Origin of the sequence: Actinoplanes sp. NPDC048988 (assembly GCF_043197815.1) — a bacterium.
Lineage (GTDB): Bacteria > Actinomycetota > Actinomycetes > Mycobacteriales > Micromonosporaceae > Actinoplanes.
In genome coordinates, this window is record NZ_JBICTW010000003.1 from 222,055 (window position 1) to 242,771 (window position 20,717).

Genomic DNA, 20,717 nt, shown 5'->3' on the forward strand with positions numbered 1-20,717 from the left:
CGGGGTTCGTACCGACGCGGCGGCCCTCGTCGACGCCGTGCCCGAAACCCGGCCTTGGGTTAGGCGGCCGGACATCAGGGGGCCAATACCGGGCACTGGGCCCCACGGGCAGTCACACACCAGCGGCGCAGGCCGTCGGGGTCGGTGCGTGCCGCCTCGTCGAGCGCTGGAACGGCGTGGACGGGAACGGCGCGAGCGGAAAGCGAGCTCGGCGCGGTTAACGAGCTGTCAAACGGCGAGTCGGTGAAACGGCGCGAGCGGTCAGCGGGCGCAGGCCCGAAACGAGCACGGCGGCGAAGCGGACGCGGCGCGGTCAACGAGCTGTCAAACGGCGAGGCGGTGAAACGGCGCAAGCGGGAAGCGGGCGCGAGCGCAAAACCGAGCGTGAGCGCAAACAAGTGCGGGCGCGAAGCGAGCACGGCGGCGAAGCGGGCGCGGCGCGGTCGACTAGCTGTCAGACGGTTGAGCCGTAGAAGGACCGCGCCCACACCGATGGCCCCCGGGTACTTCGCAGGGAATGGTCGGGATTGCCCTGCCGGGCGTTGTTGTGAGGACGCGAAACGGGCGCGGCGAGGAGCGGTCGGAGCGTGGGCGGCGGAGCGGCGCGGCGGGGAGCGGTCCGAGCGTGAGCGGCGGAGCGGCGCGGCGAGGAGCGGTCCGAGCGCGGGGCAGCGGAGCGGCGCGGCGTCAGCGCGGGGCAGCGGAGCGGCGCGGCGTGAGCGCGGGCGGAGGACGGTGGGGGCGGTCGCAGGGTGCGGGCTGCGGAAGCGGGCGGGCGTGCGGTGGCGGGAAGGGTGGAAGGGCGGTGGTGCGGATAAGCGGTTGTGGGGAGCCATAGGATCTGGGGCGAGATGAGTGCCACGATGATTGCCCGCGAGCTTGCCGCGGGGCACGGTGACCGGAACCTGTTCAGTGGGCTTGACCTTGTGGTCGCGCCCGGCGATGTGATCGGGCTGGTGGGGGTCAACGGGGCGGGGAAGACGACGCTGCTGCGGACGCTGGCGGGGATTCTGCCGGTGGAAAGCGGAACGGTGTCCCTCAGCCCGCCGAGCGCCAACGTCGGCTACCTGCCGCAGGAAAGGGAGCGGCGCTCCGGGGAGAACGTTCGGGACTTTCTGGCCCGGCGTACGGGGGTCGGGCCGGCCCAGGTGGCCCTGGATGAGGCGACCGAGGCGCTCACCGAGGGGCGGCCCGGTGCCGACGACGCCTACTCGGTGGCGTTGGAGCGGTGGCTCGATCTTGGGGGTGCCGACCTGGACGAGCGGGCGGTGCAGGTGGCGGCCGATCTGGGGCTTGACGTGGCGCTCGACCATCCCATGACGGCGCTCTCCGGTGGGCAGGCGGCTCGCGCGGGCATGGCTTCACTGCTCTTGAGCCGGTACGACATCTTTCTGCTGGACGAGCCGACCAACGACCTCGACCTGGACGGGCTGCGGCGGCTCGAGGAGTTCGTGACCGGGCTTCGGGCCGGGACGCTGCTCGTCAGTCACGATCGGGAGTTCCTGGCCCGTACGGTGACCAAGGTCTTGGAACTCGACCTGGCCCAGCAGAAGGTCAACCTGTTCGGGGGTGGGTACACCGCCTACCTCGAGGAGCGGGAGCGGGCGCGGGCGCATGCCCGGGAGCAGTACGAGGAGTACGCCGACAAGAAGGACGACCTGCTCGAGCGGGCGCGCATGCAGCGGGCCTGGATGGAGAAGGGCGTCAAGAACGCGCACCGCAAGGCGCCCGACAACGACAAGATCGGGAAGAAGTACCGGGCCGAGTCGAGCGAGAAGCAGGCGGCCAAGGCGCGGCAGACCGAAAAGCTCATCGAGCGGCTCGAGGTGGTCGAGGAGCCCCGCAAGGAGTGGGACCTGCGGATGGAGATCGCCGTGGCGCCGCGGGCCGGCGCGGTCGTGGCGACCCTGCGCGACGCCGTGGTGCGGCGGGGCGGGTTCACGCTGGGGCCGGTGACGCTCCAGATCGACTGGGCCGACCGGGTGGCGATCACCGGAGCGAACGGGTCGGGCAAGTCCACGCTGCTCGCGGCGATGCTGGGGCGGCTTCCGCTCGACGAGGGCAGCGCGGCGCTCGGGCCGGGCGTGGTGGTCGGCGAGATCGATCAGGCGCGGGGGCTGTTCCTGGGCGACGAGGCCCTGGCCCGGGCGTTCGGCGAGGCGGTGCCCGAGCTCTCCGACGCCGACGTGCGGACGCTGCTGGCGAAATTCGGGCTCAAGGCCGCGCACGTGCTGCGGCCCGCGGCCACGCTGTCGCCGGGTGAGCGCACCCGGGCCGCCCTGGCGCTGCTCCAGGCGCGCGGGGTCAACCTGCTCGTGCTGGACGAGCCGACCAACCACCTCGACCTGGCCGCCATCGAGCAGCTGGAGTCGGCGCTCGGCTCGTACACGGGAACGCTCCTTCTCGTCACCCACGACCGGCGGATGCTGGAGGCGGTCAGCACCACCCGCCACCTCGAGGTCGCCGGCGGCAAGGTCATCGGCTGACGATCACCCGGACGGCGTCGCGGAACAGATCGTCTGCCGTACGGCCGTCGAGCAGGTAGTCGCCGATCGCGGCGACCAGCGTGGGATGGCGTTCGGTGAAGGCGTCCACGTCGAACGGGTCGGCCGGGCGCGGTGACTGCTCGTCCAGGACGTGGCCGATCGTGAACCGCACCATCACCAGCACCGTCAGGCGGGCTTGACGCAGCGGCAGGCCATGCGTGAAAAGCGACCTGATGGCGAGCTCGGACACAGCCGCCAGCGTCTCGGACAGCGGCGCCGCCGAGACGACCCGGGCGCCGTCCGGGTGGGCGATCATCGCGGCCCGCAGCCGCTCGGCCACGCCGACCAGCCAGTCGTCCCACTGCTCCCCCGCGGCCGGCCGGCGCAGGTCGCGGAGGTCGCTCAGGATCGCCTCGGCCAGCGCGGTAATCAGTGCCGCCTTGTCCTTCACATGCCAGTAGAGGGTGGGGGCGCGTACGCCCAGCCGGTCGGCCAGCCGGCGCAGCGTCAGGCCGTCGAGGCCGCCCTCGTCGAGCAGTTCCACCGCGGCGGCGATGACCTTCTCCCTGTCCAGCGCCAACCCTCAAGCTCCTCTCTAACACCGTTCGACTCTCACTCTAACGGTGTTAGATTCAGCTGGTCAGGGCGCCCTTGAGGGTGTCGAAACGGTCCTGCCAGTAGTCGACGACGGCCACCGCCCGGGTCTTGTCGGCGACGGTCGCGGCCGGGTCGGCCAGCAGGGCGCGGTAGCCGGCGATGGCGGCCGACAGGTAGGCGTTGGCGCCCCAGAGCTCGAGCTTCGGGTGCCGGGCGTTCGGGTTGCCGGCCTTGAGGTCGGCGAGGTGGGTCTGCGCGGCGGCCAGCTCGTAGAGGGCGACGTCGCGCTGGGCGAGGGTGGCCGTCGCGGAGACCACCAGCCGCCGGTAGACAGCGGCGGCTTCGGCGACCCGCGCCTGGGACTGGGCGATCTCCGTGGGGGTGGCCTTGTAGGGGGTCTGGGCCGCGGACGGAGCACCGGTTCGCCCGTCGGCCGGAGCCGGGGACGGCCCGGTGGAACGCCCGGCGGAGGGAGTCGCGGTCGGCGCAGTGGAGTGCCCAGCGCCGGGCTTCGAGGACGGACTGGTGGCGCGTCCAGCGCCGGGATTCGAGGACGGAGCGTTGTTCCGTGTGCTGCCCGGGGAAGTGCCGGTCGAGGGGGTGCCGCCCGCGGAGTCTGCTGCGGAGCGGCCGTCCGGATTGGCGCCAGTGAAAGAGGAGCCGGTCGTGGAAGAACCGGCTGGAGGCGGGGTGGCCGGAGCCGCACCGGCCGGGGCAGAGGCGGACGGGATGGCGACGATGGGCGTGATCGAGGCGGCCAGGGACGCCTCCTCGCCAGGGAAGAGCACGCCGACCACGGGCAGGTTGCAGGACGCTTGGGCTGTCCGCGCCCGGCTCTCGATGTTGTCGTCGACGGTGAGGCCGGCCTGGACGGTCTCGGCCGTGACCTCCTGGGCGGCCAGGGTCTGGCGGCGGCGTTCGTCGGCGGCGAGTCCACGGACCGCGTGGCGCAGGTCGCTGTGCAGCCGGAGCAGGCCCGCGTGGCGGGCGAAGTTCGCCTTGACGCTGTCGTAGCCCTCGCCGGCCAGGCCGATTCCGCTGATCTCGTCGCAGGTCGACTGAGTGGCGTACGTGTCGGCCAGGAACACCCCGGCGCCGGACACGCCGAGGGCCACGGCGGCCACCGCCAGTCCGGCTCGCTGCCACGCCGGGCGTGGGCCCCGCGTGAGCGCGCCCGGCGTACGCACCTGATCCCGCCCTGCTGCCATGTGCCCTCCCCCGGTCGGACACTCCCTGTCGGCACCAGGTCCCGGCCACTTGAGAACCCCGGCCGGTCAAGCCGGGGGTTCTCAGAGTCAAGGACGCCGAGGAAGAAGCGGGCGCGAGGTGGGAGGCGCTCGGAGGAAGCGGGAGCGAGGGGGCGGATGCCAGGAGGATGAGGTGGTCAAGCGAGGTGACGCGAAGGAGAGGCGGTCAGGCCGGGATCGTGCGGGCCAGGCGGAAGCCCACGTCGTCGACGCGGAAGGTGGGGTGGCTGCGGCGGCGTACCGAGGCGCGGCAGCTCCAGTGTTCGTCGAACCAGCCGCCGCCGCGGAGCACTCGGTAGGTGCCGTACACCGAGGGGTCGTACAGGTCCCAGCACCAGTTCCAGACATTTCCGATCATGTCGTGCAGGCCCCAGGCGTTCGGGGCGCGCGTGCCCACCTCGCGCGGCCGCCCGCCCGAATTGTCCCGGTACCAGGCGATTTCGTCGAGTTCGCCGTATCGCGGGCCCTCGGTGCCGGCGCGGCACGCGAACTCCCACTCCGCCTCGGTCGGCAACCGGTAGCCGTCGGCCGACCGGTCCCATTCCACCTGGTCACCCCTGATGTCGTACGCCGGGGCCAGCCCCTCGAGCTCGGAACGGCCGTTGCAGTGACGCGCCGCGTCGAACCACGACACCTCCGCCGCCGGCAGCCGCGAGCCGGGGACCGAGCCGTACTCCCCCTCGGTGACCGGCAGCGCCGCGATCGCGAACGGCCCCAGATCGACCTGCCACTGGCGCTGGGTGCGCCGGTCGGCGAGCACCACCCGGCCCGGGGGCACCTCGATCACGGGTCGAGCCGGTTCAGCGGGACGACCGCCCGGTGGGCCGGGATGCCCGCGGCCGGCCACGCCACCAGCAGGTGCAGCGCCTCGGCGCTGGCCACCGCGAACTCCTCGGTGGCGTGGAACGTGCCCGCGCCGCCGCTGTAGCCGCCCTCGTAGGCGCGCAGCGGGAACGCCGTGGCGCCGTGCAGCAGGGCCACCGTGGGACGGACCCGCACGAAGTCGTCGCGGTGCGGCAGTTCGACCTGTTCGAGGCGGCTGGCCGCCTCGCCGCGGGCCAGGCTCTCCACCTCGAGGGCCAGGATCGGGCCGGAGCGGGTCACCCGGGACAGCACGATCACCGCGTCGCGGTCGCGGACCAGCACGCACGGGTCGGCGACGAGCCGGCCGGCCTCGATGCGCGGCGAGCCGGGATCGCCCAGCAGCGGCGGCTCGGGCAGCATCGACGTGTCGCCGGGCGGGGTCGTGCCCGCGGCCAGCGTGGCCACCGGCGGCGCCTCCCACACCGAGAACGTGCCGCGCTGCACGGTGGCCCGGCCCGGCAGGGACAGGCCGATCACCGCTTCCGGGAAGCCGATCTCGGGCCAGGCCAGCACCAGGTCGACGTGGTCGAACACGGGCGGCAGCACGACGGTGGTCCGCACCTCGACGTAGCGCCCGGAGTAGACCGAGGTCGACCCGTAGACCCAGTGGGCCCGGCCCGCCTGGTCGAGGCTGCCCACCCGCAGGTGCATGCCTTCGTCGTACTCGGGCAGCAGCACCCGCGCCGCCGGTTCGACCCCGGCCGGCCCCGGCCGCAACTCGCCCCACTCGTCCAGCCCGGGCGGCACGTCGCCGGGTTCGGCCGGGTGGCGGGCGGCCAGCCGGACCTCCAGGCCGGTCGGCCGGGAGACGATCAGGGACACGCCGACGCTCAACTCGGGACGATCGACCAGCAGGCCGCCGGGGTGGGCGACGACGCCGAGAGTTTCGCTCACCACCATGTCGACCAATCTAGTGGCACAGTACGACGGTGTTCACGCAGCGTCCGGCTTGGGCGGAAGCGCCCGTGTCGCTCCGGCGGACGGTGGCGTCGATCACGGGCGCACGAGTGGTGAGCAGCCGCGATGGGCACGGCGGGATGACGCCGAGGCCGGCGGAGGGTTCGCGCTGATCATGACGCGCGTCGCGGACGGGCCCGCGCCCTCGTGGACAGCCTGCCCACGTTGGAGAGTTGCGGGGGTGGCCGGCGGCCCGGGCCGGGGCGCCGCGGCCGCTGCTGGCGCGGCTCGCCGGGTGACCCCCCACATGGCCGGATGCCCGCGTACGGCCTCGCGGTGCACCCAGGCCGGCGCTACGGCGGGTGCTTGCCTCAATCCCGTACCTCTGAAGTGGCCTGAAGCGGGGTATAAGGGTGCCGGGAGGATTGATGTCGGTGAAGGCGTGGCGGCTGTTCGCGGTCGTGGTCGTGGTGATGCTGGCGGCGTGTTCGTTCCCTTCGCTGGAGGACGAACCGTCCCCGCGGAAGGCGTCCGAATCGGTGACGCGGGCCTTGAAGGATGTCGAGCGATTCTGGGGTGAGCAGTTCCCGAAACTGACCGGCGGGCGGGAGTTCCAGCCCATTCAGGGCGGCTATTTCCCGTACACCGAGAGCGATCCGCCGCCGGCCTGCGGCGGGCAGCAGGCCGGGTATTCGCCGAACGCCTTCTACTGCCCGGACCAGGACTTCATCGCCTGGGACGCGCAGACGCTGATTCCGTCGCTGGAGGCGGATTACGGGCCGGCCCTGGTCGGTGTGGTGATGGCGCACGAATACGGGCACGCCATTCAGCAGCGGATCGGGCCTGATGATCAGCCGACGGTCGTGCTGGAGCAGCAGGCCGACTGCTATGCCGGCGCGTGGCTGGCCGATGTGCTCGCCGGGCGTTCGGAGGCGTTCAAGAAATTGACGCCGGAGCAGTTGGACACGACGGTGGCCGGGCTTCTGCTGCTGCGCGACCAGCCGGGCACGCCGGCCGCGGCCGAGGGGGCGCACGGGAACGCGTTCGACCGGATCCGGGCCCTTCAGGAGGGTGTGGAGGATGGCGCCGGTCAATGCGCCAAGTACCGGGCGAACAATCTGCCGGTGACCGAGGTGCCGTTCAGCACCCGCCAGGAGGCGGCGACCGGCGGCGATCTGCCGTACGACGACGCGGTCCAGGCGCTGGCGGCCGACGCCCAGGGCTATTGGCAGCGTACGTATCCGCAGCTCGCCGGGAATCAGTGGCCGCAGCTGCCGGTGCGGGCGTTCGAGGCGGGCTCGCCGCCGGCCTGCGACAAGCCGGACGCGTCGGCCGGCGGGGCGGCTTTCTACTGCCCGGACGGCGACTTCGCGGCGTTCGACACGACCGAGCTCGGGCCGCAGCTGCACGAGCGGATCGGTGACTACGCGGTCGGCATGCTGCTGGGCGACCTGTTCGCGCGGGCCGCGCAGGACCGGCGCGGCGCCGAGACCCGCGACCGGGCCGGCCAGCTGGCGGTCGACTGCCTGGCCGGTTCGTGGACGAACGACCTGCTCACCCGCCAGGACCAGGACTCGCTGCGGCTGTCGCCGGGCGACCTGGACGAGGCGGTGTCGGCGCTGCTGGCGTTCGGCCGGGCCTCGGACGGCAGCGGGCCGACGGCGTTCGACCGGATCGCCGCCTACCGGTCCGGAGTGCTGAAGGGCCTGTCCGCCTGCCAAGCCTAAGATTCCGGGGTGCCGGAGATCGCCGAACTGCTCGCGTCGCCCGTTCACCGCTTCGAGGGGCGGCCGGGCGACGGTCCGGCGCCGGCACCCCCGGGCGAACTGGTTCCGTTCGTCGAGGTCCGCAAGGGTCTGGGCATCGTCGGCGACCGGTACTACGCCAAGCCGGCCCACCGCGACGCGAGCATCACGGTGATGAGTCAGGAGTGGTTGCCGACGGGCAAAGGCTTGCTTGAGGTACGGCGTAACGTGCTCATCGCGGGCCTGATCGTCGACGACTTGATCGGGCAGGTGCTGACGCTCGACTCGGGTGACGGGCCGGTGCGGCTGAAGGTCAACCGGAGGGCGCATCCGTGCGCGTGGATGGACGTGACCGTCGGGCCGGGCGCGTGGAAGGCGCTGCGCGGCAAGGGCGGCATCCGCTGCGAGCCCTTGGACGACGGGATCCTGCGGGTCGGCCCGGTGACCGTCAGCTGATCGCCTTGACGAAGGCGGTCAGCTGCTCCCCCACCACCGCCGGATCACAGTCCCGCCGGATTTCGATCATGACAGCTTGCACCATGTTGTTCCGGCGGTAGTGCTCGAGCGGCACGTAACAGCCCGCGAAAGGCGTGTTGAGCAGCATTCCCGGAAACACCGCCTGCGCGGCGGCGACGATCGCGGTCGGCGTGTGGAAGTCGTCGGTGCCGAGGCAGATCGGCGGACGCGGGCCGTCGCCGTGGAGCTCATACGGGAGTGCTTCCCGCGGATAGGAATGCACGTCGACGACGATCGCCCGGCCGGCCGCCGCCAGGCGCTCCCCGACGAGATCGGTCATTCCCCGGGCGTACGGCCGGAAATGCTCCTCGATGAGCCGGCGATCCCGATCCGGATCACTGCTCCGGAGCCGCCGTCCCGCGTACCCGTGCGTATAGACCGCCCCCATCCCGGCCGCGAGCATCTCCTCGCGCTCGTCGGGGAACCGCTCCGGATCCACCACCAGCCGCGACCAGCGGTTCCGGAACTCCCACACCCCCGGCACCCGGGCCGCGATCTCCGCGGTGTGCGCGTCGGTGAGGTTGTCCAGCTCCTCGGCCAGTTCCTCGTCGCCGAGCAGGATCGAGGCCCGGGCCTCCGCCGTCAGCTCCCGCGACGCGTGCGGCACGTGCAGGATCACCGGCGAGGCCGGATCACCGGGCCGGATGTCGAAGATCACCGGCGGCCTCCCCCGTACGCCCGGAAGGCGTGACCACCTCCCGGGCGTAACGCTACGTCAGGCCAGGGCCGAGCAGATCGTGTTGATCAGCAGGCGGGTGACGACGTACGGGTCGCAGTTGGCGTTCGGGCGGCGGTCCTCGATGTAGCCCTTGCCGTCCTTCTCGACCTGCCACGGGATGCGCACCGAGGCGGCCCGGTCCGAGACGCCGTAGCTGTACTCGCTCCACGGGGCGGTCTCGTGCATGCCGGTGAGCCGGTGCTGGATGTCGGCGCCGTAGCCGGCGATGTGCTCGGCGACCTTGCCGTCCTTGCCCAGGGACTCGGCCGCGGTGATGATCGCGTCGTAGTTCTCGCGCATGGCCTTGGTCGAGAAGTTGGTGTGCGCGCCGGCGCCGTTCCAGTCGCCCTTGACCGGCTTCGGGTCGAGGGTGGCGCTGACGTTGAAGTCCTCGGCGATGCGGTAGAGCAGCCAGCGGGCCACCCACAGCTCGTCGGCGACCTGCGGCGCGGCCACCGGGCCGATCTGGAACTCCCACTGCCCGGGCATGACCTCGGCGTTGATGCCGGACAGGTGCAGGCCGGCCTCCAGGCACAGGTCCATGTGCTTCTCGACGATGTCGCGGCCGAAGACCTCGTCGGCGCCGACGCCGCAGTAGTAGCCGCCCTGCGGGGCGGGGAAGCCGCCGCCGAGGGGGAAGCCGAGCGGGCGGCCGTCCTGGAAGAAGGTGTACTCCTGCTCGATACCGAAGATCGGCTCCTGGCCGGCGTACTTCTCGGCGATCTCGGCGCACTCGGCGCGGGTGTTCGTCGGGTGCGGCTTGCCGTCGATCAGCAGGACCTCGCACAGGACCAGCTTGTTGTCGCCGCCGCGGATCGGGTCGGGACACACGAAGACCGGCTTGAGCACGCAGTCCGACTTGTCGCCGGGCGCCTGGTTGGTGCTGGAGCCGTCGAAGCCCCAGATCGGCAGCTCGGCGCCGTCCTCGACGATCTTCGTCTTCGACCGGAGCTTGGCGGTCGGCTCGGTGCCGTCGATCCAGATGTACTCAGCCTTGAACGGCATGCAATCGCTCCTTGGAACATGAAGGGGAACGACGGGCGATGCTACCGAGCGGTGATCACCTTGAGTGCATCCCGACGGTGAGAGGATCAACACCGTCCGCGTTAACAGCACGGAAATAACGGTGCGTATCGCGGCGACGTGCCGGTTGCTGGGGTTTTGGCGAATTTCGCCCCACTTAGTGAGTGTGGATCTACGGTTGTTCCGTCGGTCCTGCTCCGAGGGGGAAGTGCGATGCCCGATCGCGGTGGATTCGCGACCACGATTGACCGCAAGCCGCTCACGGCGTATTTCGCCGACCGCAGCATGCTGGCCAAGACCATCGCCGCCGCCGTCTGCATGGCGGTCGTGGCGATCGCGGTCACCGTGATCTCGATTAACCGGATGGCCACCCTCGGTGACGACCTGAAGGTGATGAAATCCCAGCACGTCGACAGCCTCCAACAGGTCGCGAACGTGCGCGGCGGCCTGGCCGAGATGTTCCGCGGCATGATCCAGGTCTCCAGCGCCAAGACCGACGCCGCGAAGGCCGCTGGCCGGGAGACGATCAGGTCCGGGGACGCCAACACCGACGACGCCCTGACCGCCTACACGTCGATCACCAGCGGCTCGGCCACCCGCACGAAGGTGCTGACCGAGTTCACCGACGCGCTCGGGAACTACCGGGCGCTGCGTGACTACGCCTTCTTCGGCGAGGCGATCCCGTCGAAGTACGAGACTCCGGCCCCCGCCGACATCCTCTCCGCGTTCTCGGACACCGAGAAGACGATGACCGCGGACATCAAGAAGCTCCAGGAGGTCGAGGACACCGAGGCCGACGCCATGGCCGCGGCCGGTGAGGCCGCGTACAAGAAGGCGCGCGGGGTGACCCTGACCGGCCTGGGCATCGGACTGGTGCTCGCCCTGCTGGTCTGCGTCGGCGTCATCCGGCTGATCCGGCCGCAGCTGGCCACGGTCTCCAAGGCCCTGGACGCGGTGGCCGAGGGTGACCTGACGGTCCCGGCCGAGGTGCGCTCGCGCGACGAGCTCGGCGCCATGGCGTACGCGGTGAACCGCGCCCGCGACGGCCTGCGCCAGACCGTCGACGCACTCAACCACGGCGCGACCACCCTGGGTGAGGGCACCCAGCGGCTCGCGAGCATCAGCACCCGCCTCGCCGAGGGCGCGCGCGAGGCCGCCGAGCAGGCGAACGTCGTGGCCAACGGCGCCGGCGACGTGTCCACCAGCGTGCAGTCGGTGGCCGCCGGCAGCGACGAGATGGGTGTCTCGATCCGCGAGATCGCCGAGAACGCCAACAACGCGGCCCAGGTCGCCTCGCGGGCGGTCGGCGTCGCCCAGAGCACGAACGACACCGTGGCCAAACTCGGCACCTCGTCCGAGGAGATCGGCAACGTGGTCAAGGTGATCACCCAGATCGCCGAGCAGACCAACCTGCTCGCCCTCAACGCGACGATCGAGGCGGCCCGCGCGGGCGAGTCCGGCAAGGGCTTCGCGGTGGTGGCGACCGAGGTCAAGGATCTGGCCCAGGAGACCGCGAAGGCCACCGAGGACATCTCGCGCCGGGTCGAGGCCATCCAGGACGACACCTCCCGCGCGGTCGACGCGATCGGTGAGATCTCCCGGATCATCTCCGAGATCAACGACTACCAGGTGACCATCGCCTCGGCCGTCGAGGAGCAGACGGCCACCACCAACGAGATGAGCCGCAGCATCGGCGACGCGGCGAGCGGCAGCTCGAACATCGCCGGCAACATCAATGTGGTCGCCGAGGCCGTGCAGGCCCAGACCAGCGCCCTGACCGAGGCCGACGCCTCGGTGAACGAGCTGTCCCGGGTCTCCGACGAGCTCCGGTCGGCGGTCGCCCGCTTCCGCGTCTGAGAGGTAGTCGATACGCATGCTCGGCAACATCAAGATCGGGATGCGGCTGGGCGGCGCGTTCACCGGCGTCTGCGTCTGCATGATCATCGCTCTCGGGATCGGCCTGTGGGGCCAGAACACCGCCGAGAACGCGACCGAGAGGCTGGCCACCGCGGCCGGCATGCGCGCGGACGCGCTCACCGCGAAGTTCCGGACCGCCGACTTCAACGGCTGGCAGACCGGGTACGCCTTCGACGCGCTGCGCGGGGTCGCGAACGCCACCTCCGACTCGGCCGGTCAGCGCAAGAACTTCCTGGCCTCGACCGCGGCCTTCCAGCAGGACCTGGAGAAATTGCGAGCGGACGACCTGCCGCCCGCCGAGGCGTCGGCGGTGTCCGCCGCCGACAAGGCGTTCACCGAGTTCATCGCCGTGGACGACCGGGTCGTCGCGCTCTACCGGACCGGGACGGCGACCGCGACCAGACAGGCCAACGCCCTCGTGGCCGGTTCCGCGCTCGAACTGATGGACACGATCATCGCCGCCATCGACCAGGTCACCGCGTCGACCACCGCCCGGTCCGAGGCCGCGAAGACCGAGGCCGGCGACGCCGCCGCCACCGCCCGTACCTTCATGATCGTGGCCGGGATCCTGGCCCTGGCCCTGGCCGCGCTGCTCGCCGCGCTGGTCACCCGCAGCATCACCCGCCCGCTCAGCGCCACCGTCGACACGCTGCGCTCGGTCGCCGGCAAGGACCTGACGGTACGGGCGCCGGAGAGCGGCCGCGACGAGCTGGCCACCATGGGCCGGGCGGTGAACAGCACCCTCGAGGTGCTGGCGGCCGCGTTCCACCGGATCAGCGACCACAGCCGTACCCTGGCCGGCGCCTCGCACGAGCTCACCGCGGCCTCGGGCCGGATCGCCGACGCCGCCGCCGGCGCGTCCGAGCAGTCGGGCCGGGTCGCCACGGCCGCCGAGGAGGTCTCGACGAGCGTGCAGACCGTGGCCGCCGGCACCGAGCAGATGAACGCGGCCATCCGCGAGATCTCCGGCAGCGCCAGCCAGGCCGCCGGGGTGGCGGCCAGCGGCGTCGACAGCGCCCGCGAGGCCGGCGAGACCATCGGGCAGCTCGGCCGCTCCAGCGCCGAGATCGGCGAGGTGGTCAAGCTGATCACCTCGATCGCCGAGCAGACCAACCTGCTCGCGCTCAACGCGACGATCGAGGCGGCCCGGGCCGGCGAGTCCGGCAAGGGTTTCGCCGTGGTCGCCTCCGAGGTCAAGGACCTGGCCCAGGAGACCGCGAAGGCCACCGAGTCGATCGCGGCCCGGGTGACGGCCATCCAGCACGACACCACCGCCGCGATCGGCGCCATCGACCGCATCACCGGCATCATCGCCCAGGTCAACGAGCATTCGACGACGATCGCGGCCGCGGTCGAGCAGCAGACGGCGACGACCGCCGAGATGGGCCGCAACATCACCGAGGCCGCGACCGGCTCGGGCGAGATCGCCGAGGGCGTCTCCGGGGTGGCCACCTCGGCCCAGGTGACCAAGGACGGCGTGGCCGAGGCCCAGGAGACGGCCGAGAACCTCGAGCTGATGTCCCGCGAGCTGCAGGAGATCGTGGACCAGTTCCAGCTCGCCCGCAAATAGCTCGCCCGGAAATAGCGGGCCGCCGCCGCGGGTTGGTCAGCGACGTGAAGAAGAAGATCGGTTTCCTGTCCTTCGGGCACTGGCGTGACGCCGCCGGGTCGCAGACCCGCACCGGAGCCGACGCCCTGCTGCAGACCATCGAGCTGGCCGAGGCGGCCGAGGAACTGGGCGTCGACGGCGCGTTCGTCCGGGTGCACCACTTCGAGCGTCAGCTCGCCTCGCCGTTCCCGCTGCTGGCCGCGATCGGCGCCCGCACGAAGCGCATCGAGATCGGCACCGGCGTCATCGACATGCGCTACGAGAACCCGCTCTACATGGCCGAGGAGGCGGCGGCGGCCGACCTGATCAGCGGCGGGCGCCTGCAGCTGGGCGTCTCGCGCGGATCCCCCGAGACCGCGCTGAACGGCGCCCACCAGTTCGGCTACATCCCGCCCGAGGGCACGACCGCGGCCGACCTGGCCCGCTCGAAGACCGAGATCTTCCTGTCCGCCATCTCGGGCGAGGCGGTGGCCCGCACGGACCCGGCCCGCACCGGCGGCGTCAGCGCCGGCCTGGCCATCCAGCCCCAGGCCCCCGGCCTGCGCGACCGCGTCTGGTGGGGCGCCGGCACGAGGGCGACGGCCCAGTGGGCGGCCGAGCTCGGCGTGAACCTGCAGAGCTCGACGCTGCTGTCCGAGGACACCGGCGTGCCCTTCGACGAGCTGCAGGCGGAGCAGATCGCCCTTTACCGCGACGCGTGGAAGCAAGCCGGCCACTCCCGGACCCCGCGCGTGTCGATCTCCCGCAGCGTCCTGCCGATCACCGAGGAGATCGACCGGATCTACTTCGGCAACCAGGGCCAGGACGACCAGGTGGGGCTTCTCGAGGGGGTGCGGTCGCGCTTCGGCCGTACGTACGCCGGTGAGCCCGACCGCATCGCCCAGGAGCTCGCCGCGGACGCCGCCGTGCAGTCGGCCGACACGATCCTGTTCACGGTGCCGAACCAGCTGGGCGTCGCCTACAACGCCCGCATCCTGGAGACGATCACCAAGCACATCGCCCCGGCGATCGGCTGGACCGCCGCCTGATTACATAATTACCTTGCAACACCAGTCTACGGTGGACGCATGACCGTCGAGTACATCCGGTACCGCGTTCCCGGCGACCCTGACGAGTTCGAGCAGGCGTACGCCCGTGCGGCGCGCTTCCTGGCAAGCGCGCCGCAGTGCCTCGACTACGAGTTGAGCCGCTGCACCGACGAGCCCGCCGTCTACATTCTGCGGATCACGTGGACGTCGCCCACCGACCATCTCGAGGGTTTCCGGGGCGGCGACCTGTTCCCCGGGTTCCTGGCCGAGATCCGCCCGTACATCGAGGCCATCGACGAGATGCGCCACTACGAGCCGACGGCGGTCCGCGGTTCCGGCGGCGCCGTCCCGAGTCTGTACGACTGGGCCGGCGGCACCGGGGCGCTCGAGCGCCTGACCATCCGCTTCTACCAGTTGGTGGCCGAGGACGACCTGATCGGCCCGCTGTTCGCCCACATGGACGCCGACCATCCGCGGTACGTGGCGATGTGGCTGTCCGAGGTTTTCGGCGGCCCCGCCCGCTACACCGCCGACCGCGGCGGCTACCCCCACATGCTGGCCCACCACGTCGGCAAGGCCATCACCGAGCCGCAGCGCCGCCGCTGGGTGAGCCTGCTGGCGGACGCCGCCGACGAGGTCGGCCTGCCCGGCGATCCCGAGTTCCGGTCGGCGTTCACGGCCTACATCGAGTGGGGCACCCGCCTGGCCGTGGCCAACTCCCAGCCCGGCGCGACCCCACCCGGCCGGGCCCCGGTCCCGCACTGGGGCTGGGGCGTGGCGCCGCCGTACCAGGGCTAGCTAGGCCCTGCCCCACAGGTCGTAGGGTCTCCGGCCCGGCCGGAACCCGTAGGCCTCGGCCATCCGGGCCGCCTCGGCGAACCCGTGCCCGACAAGCTCGGGCAGGTGGGCGTCGCTGCCGAAGCTGACCGCGTCCCCGCCCACGTCGTGCCACCAGCGCAGAATCGTGGCGTGCAGCGGAATCCGGGTATTGATCTCCAACGCCCGCCCCGACTCGGCGGTGGCCCACAGGGCGTACCGGAACTCCTCCTCGAAGTCGGCCGGCTCGAAACGCCCCGGCCACGACCGAACCGGATAGTCGATGTGCGCCAGCACGGCGAACGGCGAGTCACTGCCGACCATGACCGCGACCGCCGCCAGGTACTCCCGCATCACCTCGGCCGGTTCCCGATGCGGATAGATCCCCCACGGCTCGGCGTAGACCCCGTCGTCGGGGAGCGCGTGCAGCGACCCGAGCAGCCGATCGAACGGCCCCGCCGCGAGAACCCGCCGGCAGGCCTCGGCGTGCCAGTGCGGCTCCCCCATCTCCAGCCCACTGAGGATCCGCAGTCGCGGGAACCGCTCCCGGCACCGCTCGACCGCCGCCAGATACCCCACGGCGTCGAACCGCGGCGGCGTCAGCATCCGGTCCGCCCCCGCCCGCGAGGTCAGAACGTCCAGCGCGTACGGTCCCTCAACCTCGATCCGCCACACGGTGTGATCCAGATGCTCGGTGAAGGACACGGCCGGCAGCCCGACCTCGACGGCCCGGGCACAGGTCGCCTCCATGTCCCCGCCGGACGCGTCCCACGACCATTCGCTGTGGACGTGGGAGTCCCCCGGAAGCCCGCTCACAGCTGCCTCAGAACCGCGACGACACGGCCCAGCACAACCACGTCCCCCCTGCCGGCGACCTGATCGACAACGCGCACCGTAGCCTCACCGTCAACGAGAGCGGCAACGATCTCACCGGCCTCGGCCCCGGCCTGCCGCCGCACGACCACCAGGTCACCGGCCCGAATCTCCGCGCCGGCCATGACATCGTCGCGGACCCGCAGCATGAAATGCTCCCCGTCCCCGACGACGGCCCGCGGCAGGGCCAGCCGCCCATCCCGAGCCGCCGCCCCGATCACCCCCACCGCGGGAACCTGGCCAGGAAGCCCGGCGGCTCCCGCTCCCCCGGCCCACGGGTTCCCCTGACGCGCGGCGTTCCCGGCCTCGCTCACACCACCCCCGCCGGCGCGCCTTTCAGCACCCCCGCGGTCGCGGCCCGTCCGCCTTTCAGCACCCCCGCCAGCCCGGCCCGCGCGCCTTCCGGCAACGCCGTCGCCCGCGCTCGCCCGCCTTTCAGCACCCCCGCCAGCCCGGCCCGCGCGCCTTCCGGCAACGCCGTCGCCCGCGCTCGCGCGCCTTTCGACAACGCCGTCGCCCGCGCTCGCCCGGCCGGCGCCCGCTCCACCGGTGCTGCTCTCGCCCGCATCGGATCGTCCAGCGGTCGCTTCCCGCACGCCGCTGTCGCCCGCACTCGACTCGCCGACGCGCGCGCCGCCCCCGCCGGACCGGCTGAAGCCCTTCTCCCCCGAACTCCCGCCGCCCTCGCCGGACCGGCTGAAGCCCTTTTCTCGCGAACTCCCGCCGGACCGGCCGAAGCCCTCTCCACCCGAACCCCCGCCGCCCATGTCGGACCGGCCGAAGCGTTCCTCCCCCGAACTCCCGCCGCCCCCGTTGGACCGGTCGGCGCGCGCTCCTCCCCCTTCGCTGCCGCCCGCAATCGTCCGGCCGGCGGGCGGTCGAGCCGCGTCTGTCCCGCCGGAACCCGGCTGTGCCGATCGGATGGCCGAGGCGGGCCGCTCGGCCGGGCCACCGTCGGACGGCCGCCCAGCCAGGCCACCATGGGACGGCCGCTCCGCCCAGCCACCGTCGGACGGCCGCTCCGCCTGGCCACCATGGGACGGCCGCCCAGCCAGGCCACCGTCGGACGGCCGCTCCGCCCAGCCACCGTCGGACGGCCGCCCGGCCCGGCCACCGTGGGACGGCCGCTCGGCCTGGCCACCGTCGGACGGCCGTTCGGCGGAATGCCGGGCGGGGGATGGTTCGCTGGGCGGGTGTGGGCGGTCGGTGAGAAGGGCTCGGCCGGCGCGGCGGCGCAGGTGGCCTTTGCGTTCGAGCTGGGTCAGCTGGTAGGCGACGCTCGAGGACGAGGTCAGGCCGACCGCGTCGCCGATCTCGCGGATCGTGGGCGGGTAGCCGCGACGGCCGGTCCAGTCGGCGAGGAAGGAAAGGATGTGGCGCTGGCGGGCGGACAAGTCGTCGTGCTGTGCGGACCGCATCAGGTGGTGGTCACCTCCCGGCGGGCTTCGGCGGCGGCGATCGCGGCGCGCAGGGCCGCCTGCTCGCCGGGTTTCCAGGGGCCGGAGCTGGTCAACGGGATCTCGGTCAGGAAACGGCGCTCCGGCTCGGGAATGCGGGCGACCAGCACGTCGGGCCGCGTGGCGGCGGTCTCGTAGAGGGCCGGACCGTCCGCGTAGAAGAGGTCGGCCACCACCGGACGTCCGTCGGCGGCGCGCATGACGTTTGACGGATTCGTGTCGAGCGGGCCGCACCACGGCAGCTCGAGCCGCGCCCGCTCGTGGACCCGACAAACGCGGACCAGCTCGGCGACCTCCGGCGCCCCGGCCGCGATCGCCCGGTGAAACGCGTCGGCCTCGTCCGCCGGCACCGGCTGGAGCCACTCCATGACCTGGAGGTCGCCGCCACCGGTCAGCCGCCGATGCTCGACGAGCACCGGCACCTGCCGGGTGTGGGCGGCTTCCCGGTAGAGCGCCGCCGTGTACGGTCCGGCCGGGTCGAAGGGGCTGATCCGGGCCGCCATGGCGCCGTCGGGTGACCGCAGCGCGATCGCCCAGTCGCCGGCGCCGCACGGCGTCCACCCCGCGGTGACCAGAAGGCGTTTCGCCTCGGTGTGGTCGACCGCCGTACCGAGAACGCCGCCGGACCAGGTCATCGGCCGCCCTCCCGCCGGGAAGCACACGCCGAGGCCGGCCCCGCCCCGAAGGAGGACGAAAGGGAACCGCGCCGTGGTGGGCGCGGCAGTGACCCGGCCCGCGGCGGGCGCGCGGGACGGGACGCGATGCCGGTCTGCGTCATGAGGCGACCCTAGACCGGGGGTATGACACTTTTGGACGGTCGACGACGCGGGCGGCGGGTCAGCCCGGGCGATCAGCACCGAGGGGGCGAACCAACGCCGGCGGTCAGCACCGAGGAGGCGGACCAACGCCGACGGCCGACGACAGGGCCGACGGGTGAGCGCGGGCGGTCAGCGTGGACGGTCCGCGCCGGAGCAGACTGATCAGCACCGGCGGTCAACAGCGGCGCGGCGGAGTACGGGCGGCGGTCAGCGGCGGCGCGACGCCAGGATCAGGGCGACGACCAGGCCGATCACGACGACCAGGCAGACCAACAGGTGCAGGGGCTTGATGGCGAACATCGCGACACCGTACCGAAAAGGGACGAGCCTCGATGACCGGTGGTCATCGAGGCTCGCCGGCGGCCCGGTGTGGGGGTCTTCCCGGGCCGCCCTCCATCACAGGTCGATGAAGATCGGGTTGGTGTAGAACCAGGTGTCGAGCCACGGGTCGCCGTCGCCGGGGGTGTGCGCGACCGGGCCGCGCGGGTCGATCGCCTTGCCGAGCAGGCCGGGGCCGTTGCGGCGGCCGTCGCTGCCGCGCAGGCGCAGGTAGCCGGGTTCGCGTACGGGGTCGATCGGGATCCGCAGCGTGTAGGTGCCCTTGCGGCCGGTGACCCCGATGCTGCGGGTCACCCGCGTCGCCGGGGCGCGCCACGTGCTCCGGTCGGCGGCGGGTCCGCGTACGGCGCCCTGGATGATGTCGACGTGGGCCAGGGACGGCACCACGTTGTGCAGGTTCGGCCTCGAGGCGGTGGTGACCGTGACGAGCAGCGTCAGCTTCTCGCCCCGGCGCGCGCGGAGCCGGCCGCCCAGCGTGGCCGATTTCGATCCGGAGCCGACCAGCCGGACGTCGATCGCGTCCAGCAGCTGGCCGTGGTCGGCCCAGACGCGGCCGGCCCGGAGCCCGTCCATCACCTCGCGGTAGCCGTAGCGGGTCACGCCCACGTGCGTACGGCTGAATTGCCCTGGCCAGAAGTCGCTGCCGGCCTGGGGAGTGGTCGTCGGCACGGGGTCGGGGAGTTTGCCGGTGTTGTCGAAGTTCTGCCCGGCCGGCCAGTCGCCGTTGCGCCACGTGTCGTAAACGGTCCGGTGGTTGTCCGAGTTCGACGTGATGGAGAAGAGCTTGCCCTCCGCGAGCAGCGCGTCCCACATGCCACCGACGGTCGCCGTCATCCAGTCGAAACCGCCATAGGTCACGTACGCCTCGGCGGGGTAGCCGGGCCAGGACTGGGCCGACGGCTTGTTCTCGTATTCGCCGCGGACGCTGGTGGCGCCGCGCCAGCCGGGCAGGGCCGCGCCCTGAGCGCCCGGCGCGCCCTCCATGCCGATCATGATGCGAGGGTCGGCGTCGCGCCATCCGCGCAGCTCGGACGGCGAGTCGATGCCCAGCCGCGAGGGGTGGTTGGCCAGCACGAGCACGTCCGGCACGTCCCCGGCGCGCTTGCGGGCGCCCAGCCACTTGATCGCCTCGACCGCCAGGGCCTCGTTCTCCGGCGTGGAGGTGGTGCGATTGAGGAGCTTTCCGTCGTACGCGAGTTCGAAGTCCCGCAGAATCGTCGCCTCGTTGGCTCCGGGTGCGGTGAACACCGTCGCGTGCTCGGCGCCCGGGATGTACCACTCGAGACCCTGGAACAGCAGCATGCGGGGGTTCTCGGCACGGGCCGCGACCACTTCGGCGTGCTCGGCCAGCGCGCCGCCGGCGTTGGCGTGCCCGATGTTGCTGTGCTCGGTCATGACCATCCAGTCGAGCCCGAACTGGGCCGCCCGCATGGCCTGCTGGCTGAACGTGTACTTGGCGTCGTGGCTGTACACCGTGTGCACGTGGTGGTCGCCCGCCAGATACGCGAAGTCACCGTCTTCCGCGTGTGAGTGCGATCCGTGAGCGGACGCCGGTGACGGAGCGAGGGCACCGGCCGCCGCGAACCCCACCCCGAAGAGCCCCGCGCTCTTGAGAATCCCGCGCCGCGACACGGCTTGCGCGTCCAGCTTCGACTCGGGCACTTCTGGATCGGCCCACTCCGGCAGCGTCTGATCGGTCGCCATGCCACTTCCCCCTCGATGATCTTGAAGCGACGACCACCCTGCTCACCGCAATCGACCACCACG

At 72.1% G+C, this 20,717-nt stretch carries 17 protein-coding genes and 1 pseudogene; 7 read left to right on the forward strand and 11 right to left on the reverse strand.

The annotated features are described in order from the left end of the window. Positions 1-851: 851 nt before the first annotated feature. The gene (locus ACGFJ7_RS11885) at positions 852-2,486 is read left to right on the forward strand and encodes an ABC-F family ATP-binding cassette domain-containing protein (protein WP_392642169.1); all 1,635 of its coding nucleotides are present in this window, start codon (positions 852-854) and stop codon (positions 2,484-2,486) included. Here the strand turns inward: ACGFJ7_RS11885 and ACGFJ7_RS11890 are convergent. The 4 genes from ACGFJ7_RS11890 to ACGFJ7_RS11905 all read right to left on the reverse strand — a co-directional run bounded on the left by ACGFJ7_RS11890 (position 2,476) and on the right by ACGFJ7_RS11905 (position 6,094). Then, positions 2,476-3,066: a TetR/AcrR family transcriptional regulator C-terminal domain-containing protein gene (locus tag ACGFJ7_RS11890; RefSeq protein WP_392642170.1), complete on the reverse strand. Its 591-nt coding sequence runs from the start codon at positions 3,064-3,066 to the stop codon at positions 2,476-2,478. The two genes, ACGFJ7_RS11885 and ACGFJ7_RS11890, sit on opposite strands and share 11 nt — an antisense overlap. Before the next feature lie 52 nt (positions 3,067-3,118). After that, positions 3,119-4,291: a hypothetical protein gene (locus ACGFJ7_RS11895; protein WP_392642171.1), complete on the reverse strand. Its 1,173-nt coding sequence runs from the start codon at positions 4,289-4,291 to the stop codon at positions 3,119-3,121. Between the two features lie 205 nt (positions 4,292-4,496). Further along, positions 4,497-5,117, reverse strand: coding sequence for a formylglycine-generating enzyme family protein (locus ACGFJ7_RS11900; protein ID WP_392642172.1), 621 nt, complete (start codon positions 5,115-5,117; stop codon positions 4,497-4,499). Continuing rightward, positions 5,114-6,094 (reverse strand): hypothetical protein, encoded by a 981-nt coding sequence (locus ACGFJ7_RS11905; RefSeq protein WP_360249068.1) that lies wholly within the window; start codon positions 6,092-6,094, stop codon positions 5,114-5,116. The genes ACGFJ7_RS11900 and ACGFJ7_RS11905 overlap by 4 nt, the downstream gene beginning before the upstream one ends. A gap of 425 nt (positions 6,095-6,519) precedes the next feature. On the opposite strand from ACGFJ7_RS11905, the gene ACGFJ7_RS11910 reads away from it, so the two are divergent. Next, the gene (locus ACGFJ7_RS11910) at positions 6,520-7,818 is read left to right on the forward strand and encodes a neutral zinc metallopeptidase (protein WP_392642173.1); all 1,299 of its coding nucleotides are present in this window, start codon (positions 6,520-6,522) and stop codon (positions 7,816-7,818) included. 9 nt (positions 7,819-7,827) lie between these two features. Beyond that, positions 7,828-8,292 (forward strand): molybdenum cofactor biosysynthesis protein, encoded by a 465-nt coding sequence (locus tag ACGFJ7_RS11915; protein ID WP_360249062.1) that lies wholly within the window; start codon positions 7,828-7,830, stop codon positions 8,290-8,292. Here ACGFJ7_RS11915 and ACGFJ7_RS11920 read toward each other — a convergent pair. Both ACGFJ7_RS11920 and glnII read right to left on the reverse strand, forming a co-directional pair. Further along, on the reverse strand, positions 8,285-9,010 hold the full coding sequence (locus ACGFJ7_RS11920; RefSeq protein WP_392642174.1) for an N-formylglutamate amidohydrolase: 726 nt from the start codon (positions 9,008-9,010) through the stop codon (positions 8,285-8,287). The genes ACGFJ7_RS11915 and ACGFJ7_RS11920 overlap by 8 nt on opposite strands. 57 nt (positions 9,011-9,067) lie before the next feature. Next, positions 9,068-10,075 (reverse strand): glutamine synthetase, encoded by a 1,008-nt coding sequence (gene glnII, locus ACGFJ7_RS11925; RefSeq protein WP_360249056.1) that lies wholly within the window; start codon positions 10,073-10,075, stop codon positions 9,068-9,070. 231 nt (positions 10,076-10,306) lie between these two features. On the opposite strand from glnII, the gene ACGFJ7_RS11930 reads away from it, so the two are divergent. The 4 genes from ACGFJ7_RS11930 to ACGFJ7_RS11945 are packed head-to-tail and all read left to right on the forward strand — an operon-like array spanning position 10,307 to position 15,445. Next, complete coding sequence (locus tag ACGFJ7_RS11930; protein WP_360249053.1) at positions 10,307-11,950, forward strand: methyl-accepting chemotaxis protein; 1,644 nt, start codon at positions 10,307-10,309, stop codon at positions 11,948-11,950. Positions 11,951-11,966: 16 nt separating this feature from the next. Then, positions 11,967-13,580, forward strand: coding sequence for a methyl-accepting chemotaxis protein (locus ACGFJ7_RS11935; protein ID WP_360249050.1), 1,614 nt, complete (start codon positions 11,967-11,969; stop codon positions 13,578-13,580). A 44-nt stretch (positions 13,581-13,624) separates the two neighbouring features. Next, on the forward strand, positions 13,625-14,647 hold the full coding sequence (locus tag ACGFJ7_RS11940; protein WP_360249047.1) for an LLM class flavin-dependent oxidoreductase: 1,023 nt from the start codon (positions 13,625-13,627) through the stop codon (positions 14,645-14,647). Positions 14,648-14,686: 39 nt separating this feature from the next. Further along, positions 14,687-15,445: an antibiotic biosynthesis monooxygenase gene (locus tag ACGFJ7_RS11945; protein ID WP_360249044.1), complete on the forward strand. Its 759-nt coding sequence runs from the start codon at positions 14,687-14,689 to the stop codon at positions 15,443-15,445. Here the strand turns inward: ACGFJ7_RS11945 and ACGFJ7_RS11950 are convergent, their stop codons facing one another. From ACGFJ7_RS11950 to ACGFJ7_RS11970, 5 genes and pseudogenes are all read right to left on the reverse strand, one after another. Continuing rightward, positions 15,446-16,279 (reverse strand): PHP domain-containing protein, encoded by an 834-nt coding sequence (locus tag ACGFJ7_RS11950; RefSeq protein ID WP_392642175.1) that lies wholly within the window; start codon positions 16,277-16,279, stop codon positions 15,446-15,448. Next, on the reverse strand, positions 16,276-16,563 hold the full coding sequence (locus ACGFJ7_RS11955; protein ID WP_360250004.1) for a S24 family peptidase: 288 nt from the start codon (positions 16,561-16,563) through the stop codon (positions 16,276-16,278). The genes ACGFJ7_RS11950 and ACGFJ7_RS11955 overlap by 4 nt, the downstream gene beginning before the upstream one ends. A gap of 1,047 nt (positions 16,564-17,610) precedes the next feature. Continuing rightward, a pseudogene (locus ACGFJ7_RS11960) lies at positions 17,611-17,754 on the reverse strand (repressor LexA); the annotation flags it as partial. Beyond that, positions 17,754-18,428, reverse strand: coding sequence for a hypothetical protein (locus tag ACGFJ7_RS11965; protein ID WP_392642176.1), 675 nt, complete (start codon positions 18,426-18,428; stop codon positions 17,754-17,756). The pseudogene ACGFJ7_RS11960 and the gene ACGFJ7_RS11965, both read right to left, overlap by 1 nt. Positions 18,429-19,007: 579 nt before the next feature. After that, positions 19,008-20,654: a histidinol-phosphatase gene (locus tag ACGFJ7_RS11970; protein ID WP_392642177.1), complete on the reverse strand. Its 1,647-nt coding sequence runs from the start codon at positions 20,652-20,654 to the stop codon at positions 19,008-19,010. Positions 20,655-20,717 lie beyond the last annotated feature (63 nt).

Bases quoted from the DNA above. Each gene is read 5' to 3' on its own strand.
- ACGFJ7_RS11885 (WP_392642169.1), top strand. From the start codon at position 852: ATGAGTGCCACGATGATTGCCCGCGAGCTTGCCGCGGGGCACGGTGAC.
- ACGFJ7_RS11895 (WP_392642171.1), bottom strand. From the start codon at position 4,291: ATGGCAGCAGGGCGGGATCAGGTGCGTACGCCGGGCGCGCTCACGCGG.
- ACGFJ7_RS11905 (WP_360249068.1), bottom strand. From the start codon at position 6,094: ATGGTGGTGAGCGAAACTCTCGGCGTCGTCGCCCACCCCGGCGGCCTG.
- ACGFJ7_RS11910 (WP_392642173.1), top strand. From the start codon at position 6,520: ATGTCGGTGAAGGCGTGGCGGCTGTTCGCGGTCGTGGTCGTGGTGATG.
- glnII (WP_360249056.1), bottom strand. From the start codon at position 10,075: ATGCCGTTCAAGGCTGAGTACATCTGGATCGACGGCACCGAGCCGACC.
- ACGFJ7_RS11930 (WP_360249053.1), top strand. From the start codon at position 10,307: ATGCCCGATCGCGGTGGATTCGCGACCACGATTGACCGCAAGCCGCTC.
- ACGFJ7_RS11935 (WP_360249050.1), top strand. From the start codon at position 11,967: ATGCTCGGCAACATCAAGATCGGGATGCGGCTGGGCGGCGCGTTCACC.
- ACGFJ7_RS11945 (WP_360249044.1), top strand. From the start codon at position 14,687: ATGACCGTCGAGTACATCCGGTACCGCGTTCCCGGCGACCCTGACGAG.
- ACGFJ7_RS11965 (WP_392642176.1), bottom strand. From the start codon at position 18,428: ATGACCTGGTCCGGCGGCGTTCTCGGTACGGCGGTCGACCACACCGAG.
- ACGFJ7_RS11970 (WP_392642177.1), bottom strand. From the start codon at position 20,654: ATGGCGACCGATCAGACGCTGCCGGAGTGGGCCGATCCAGAAGTGCCC.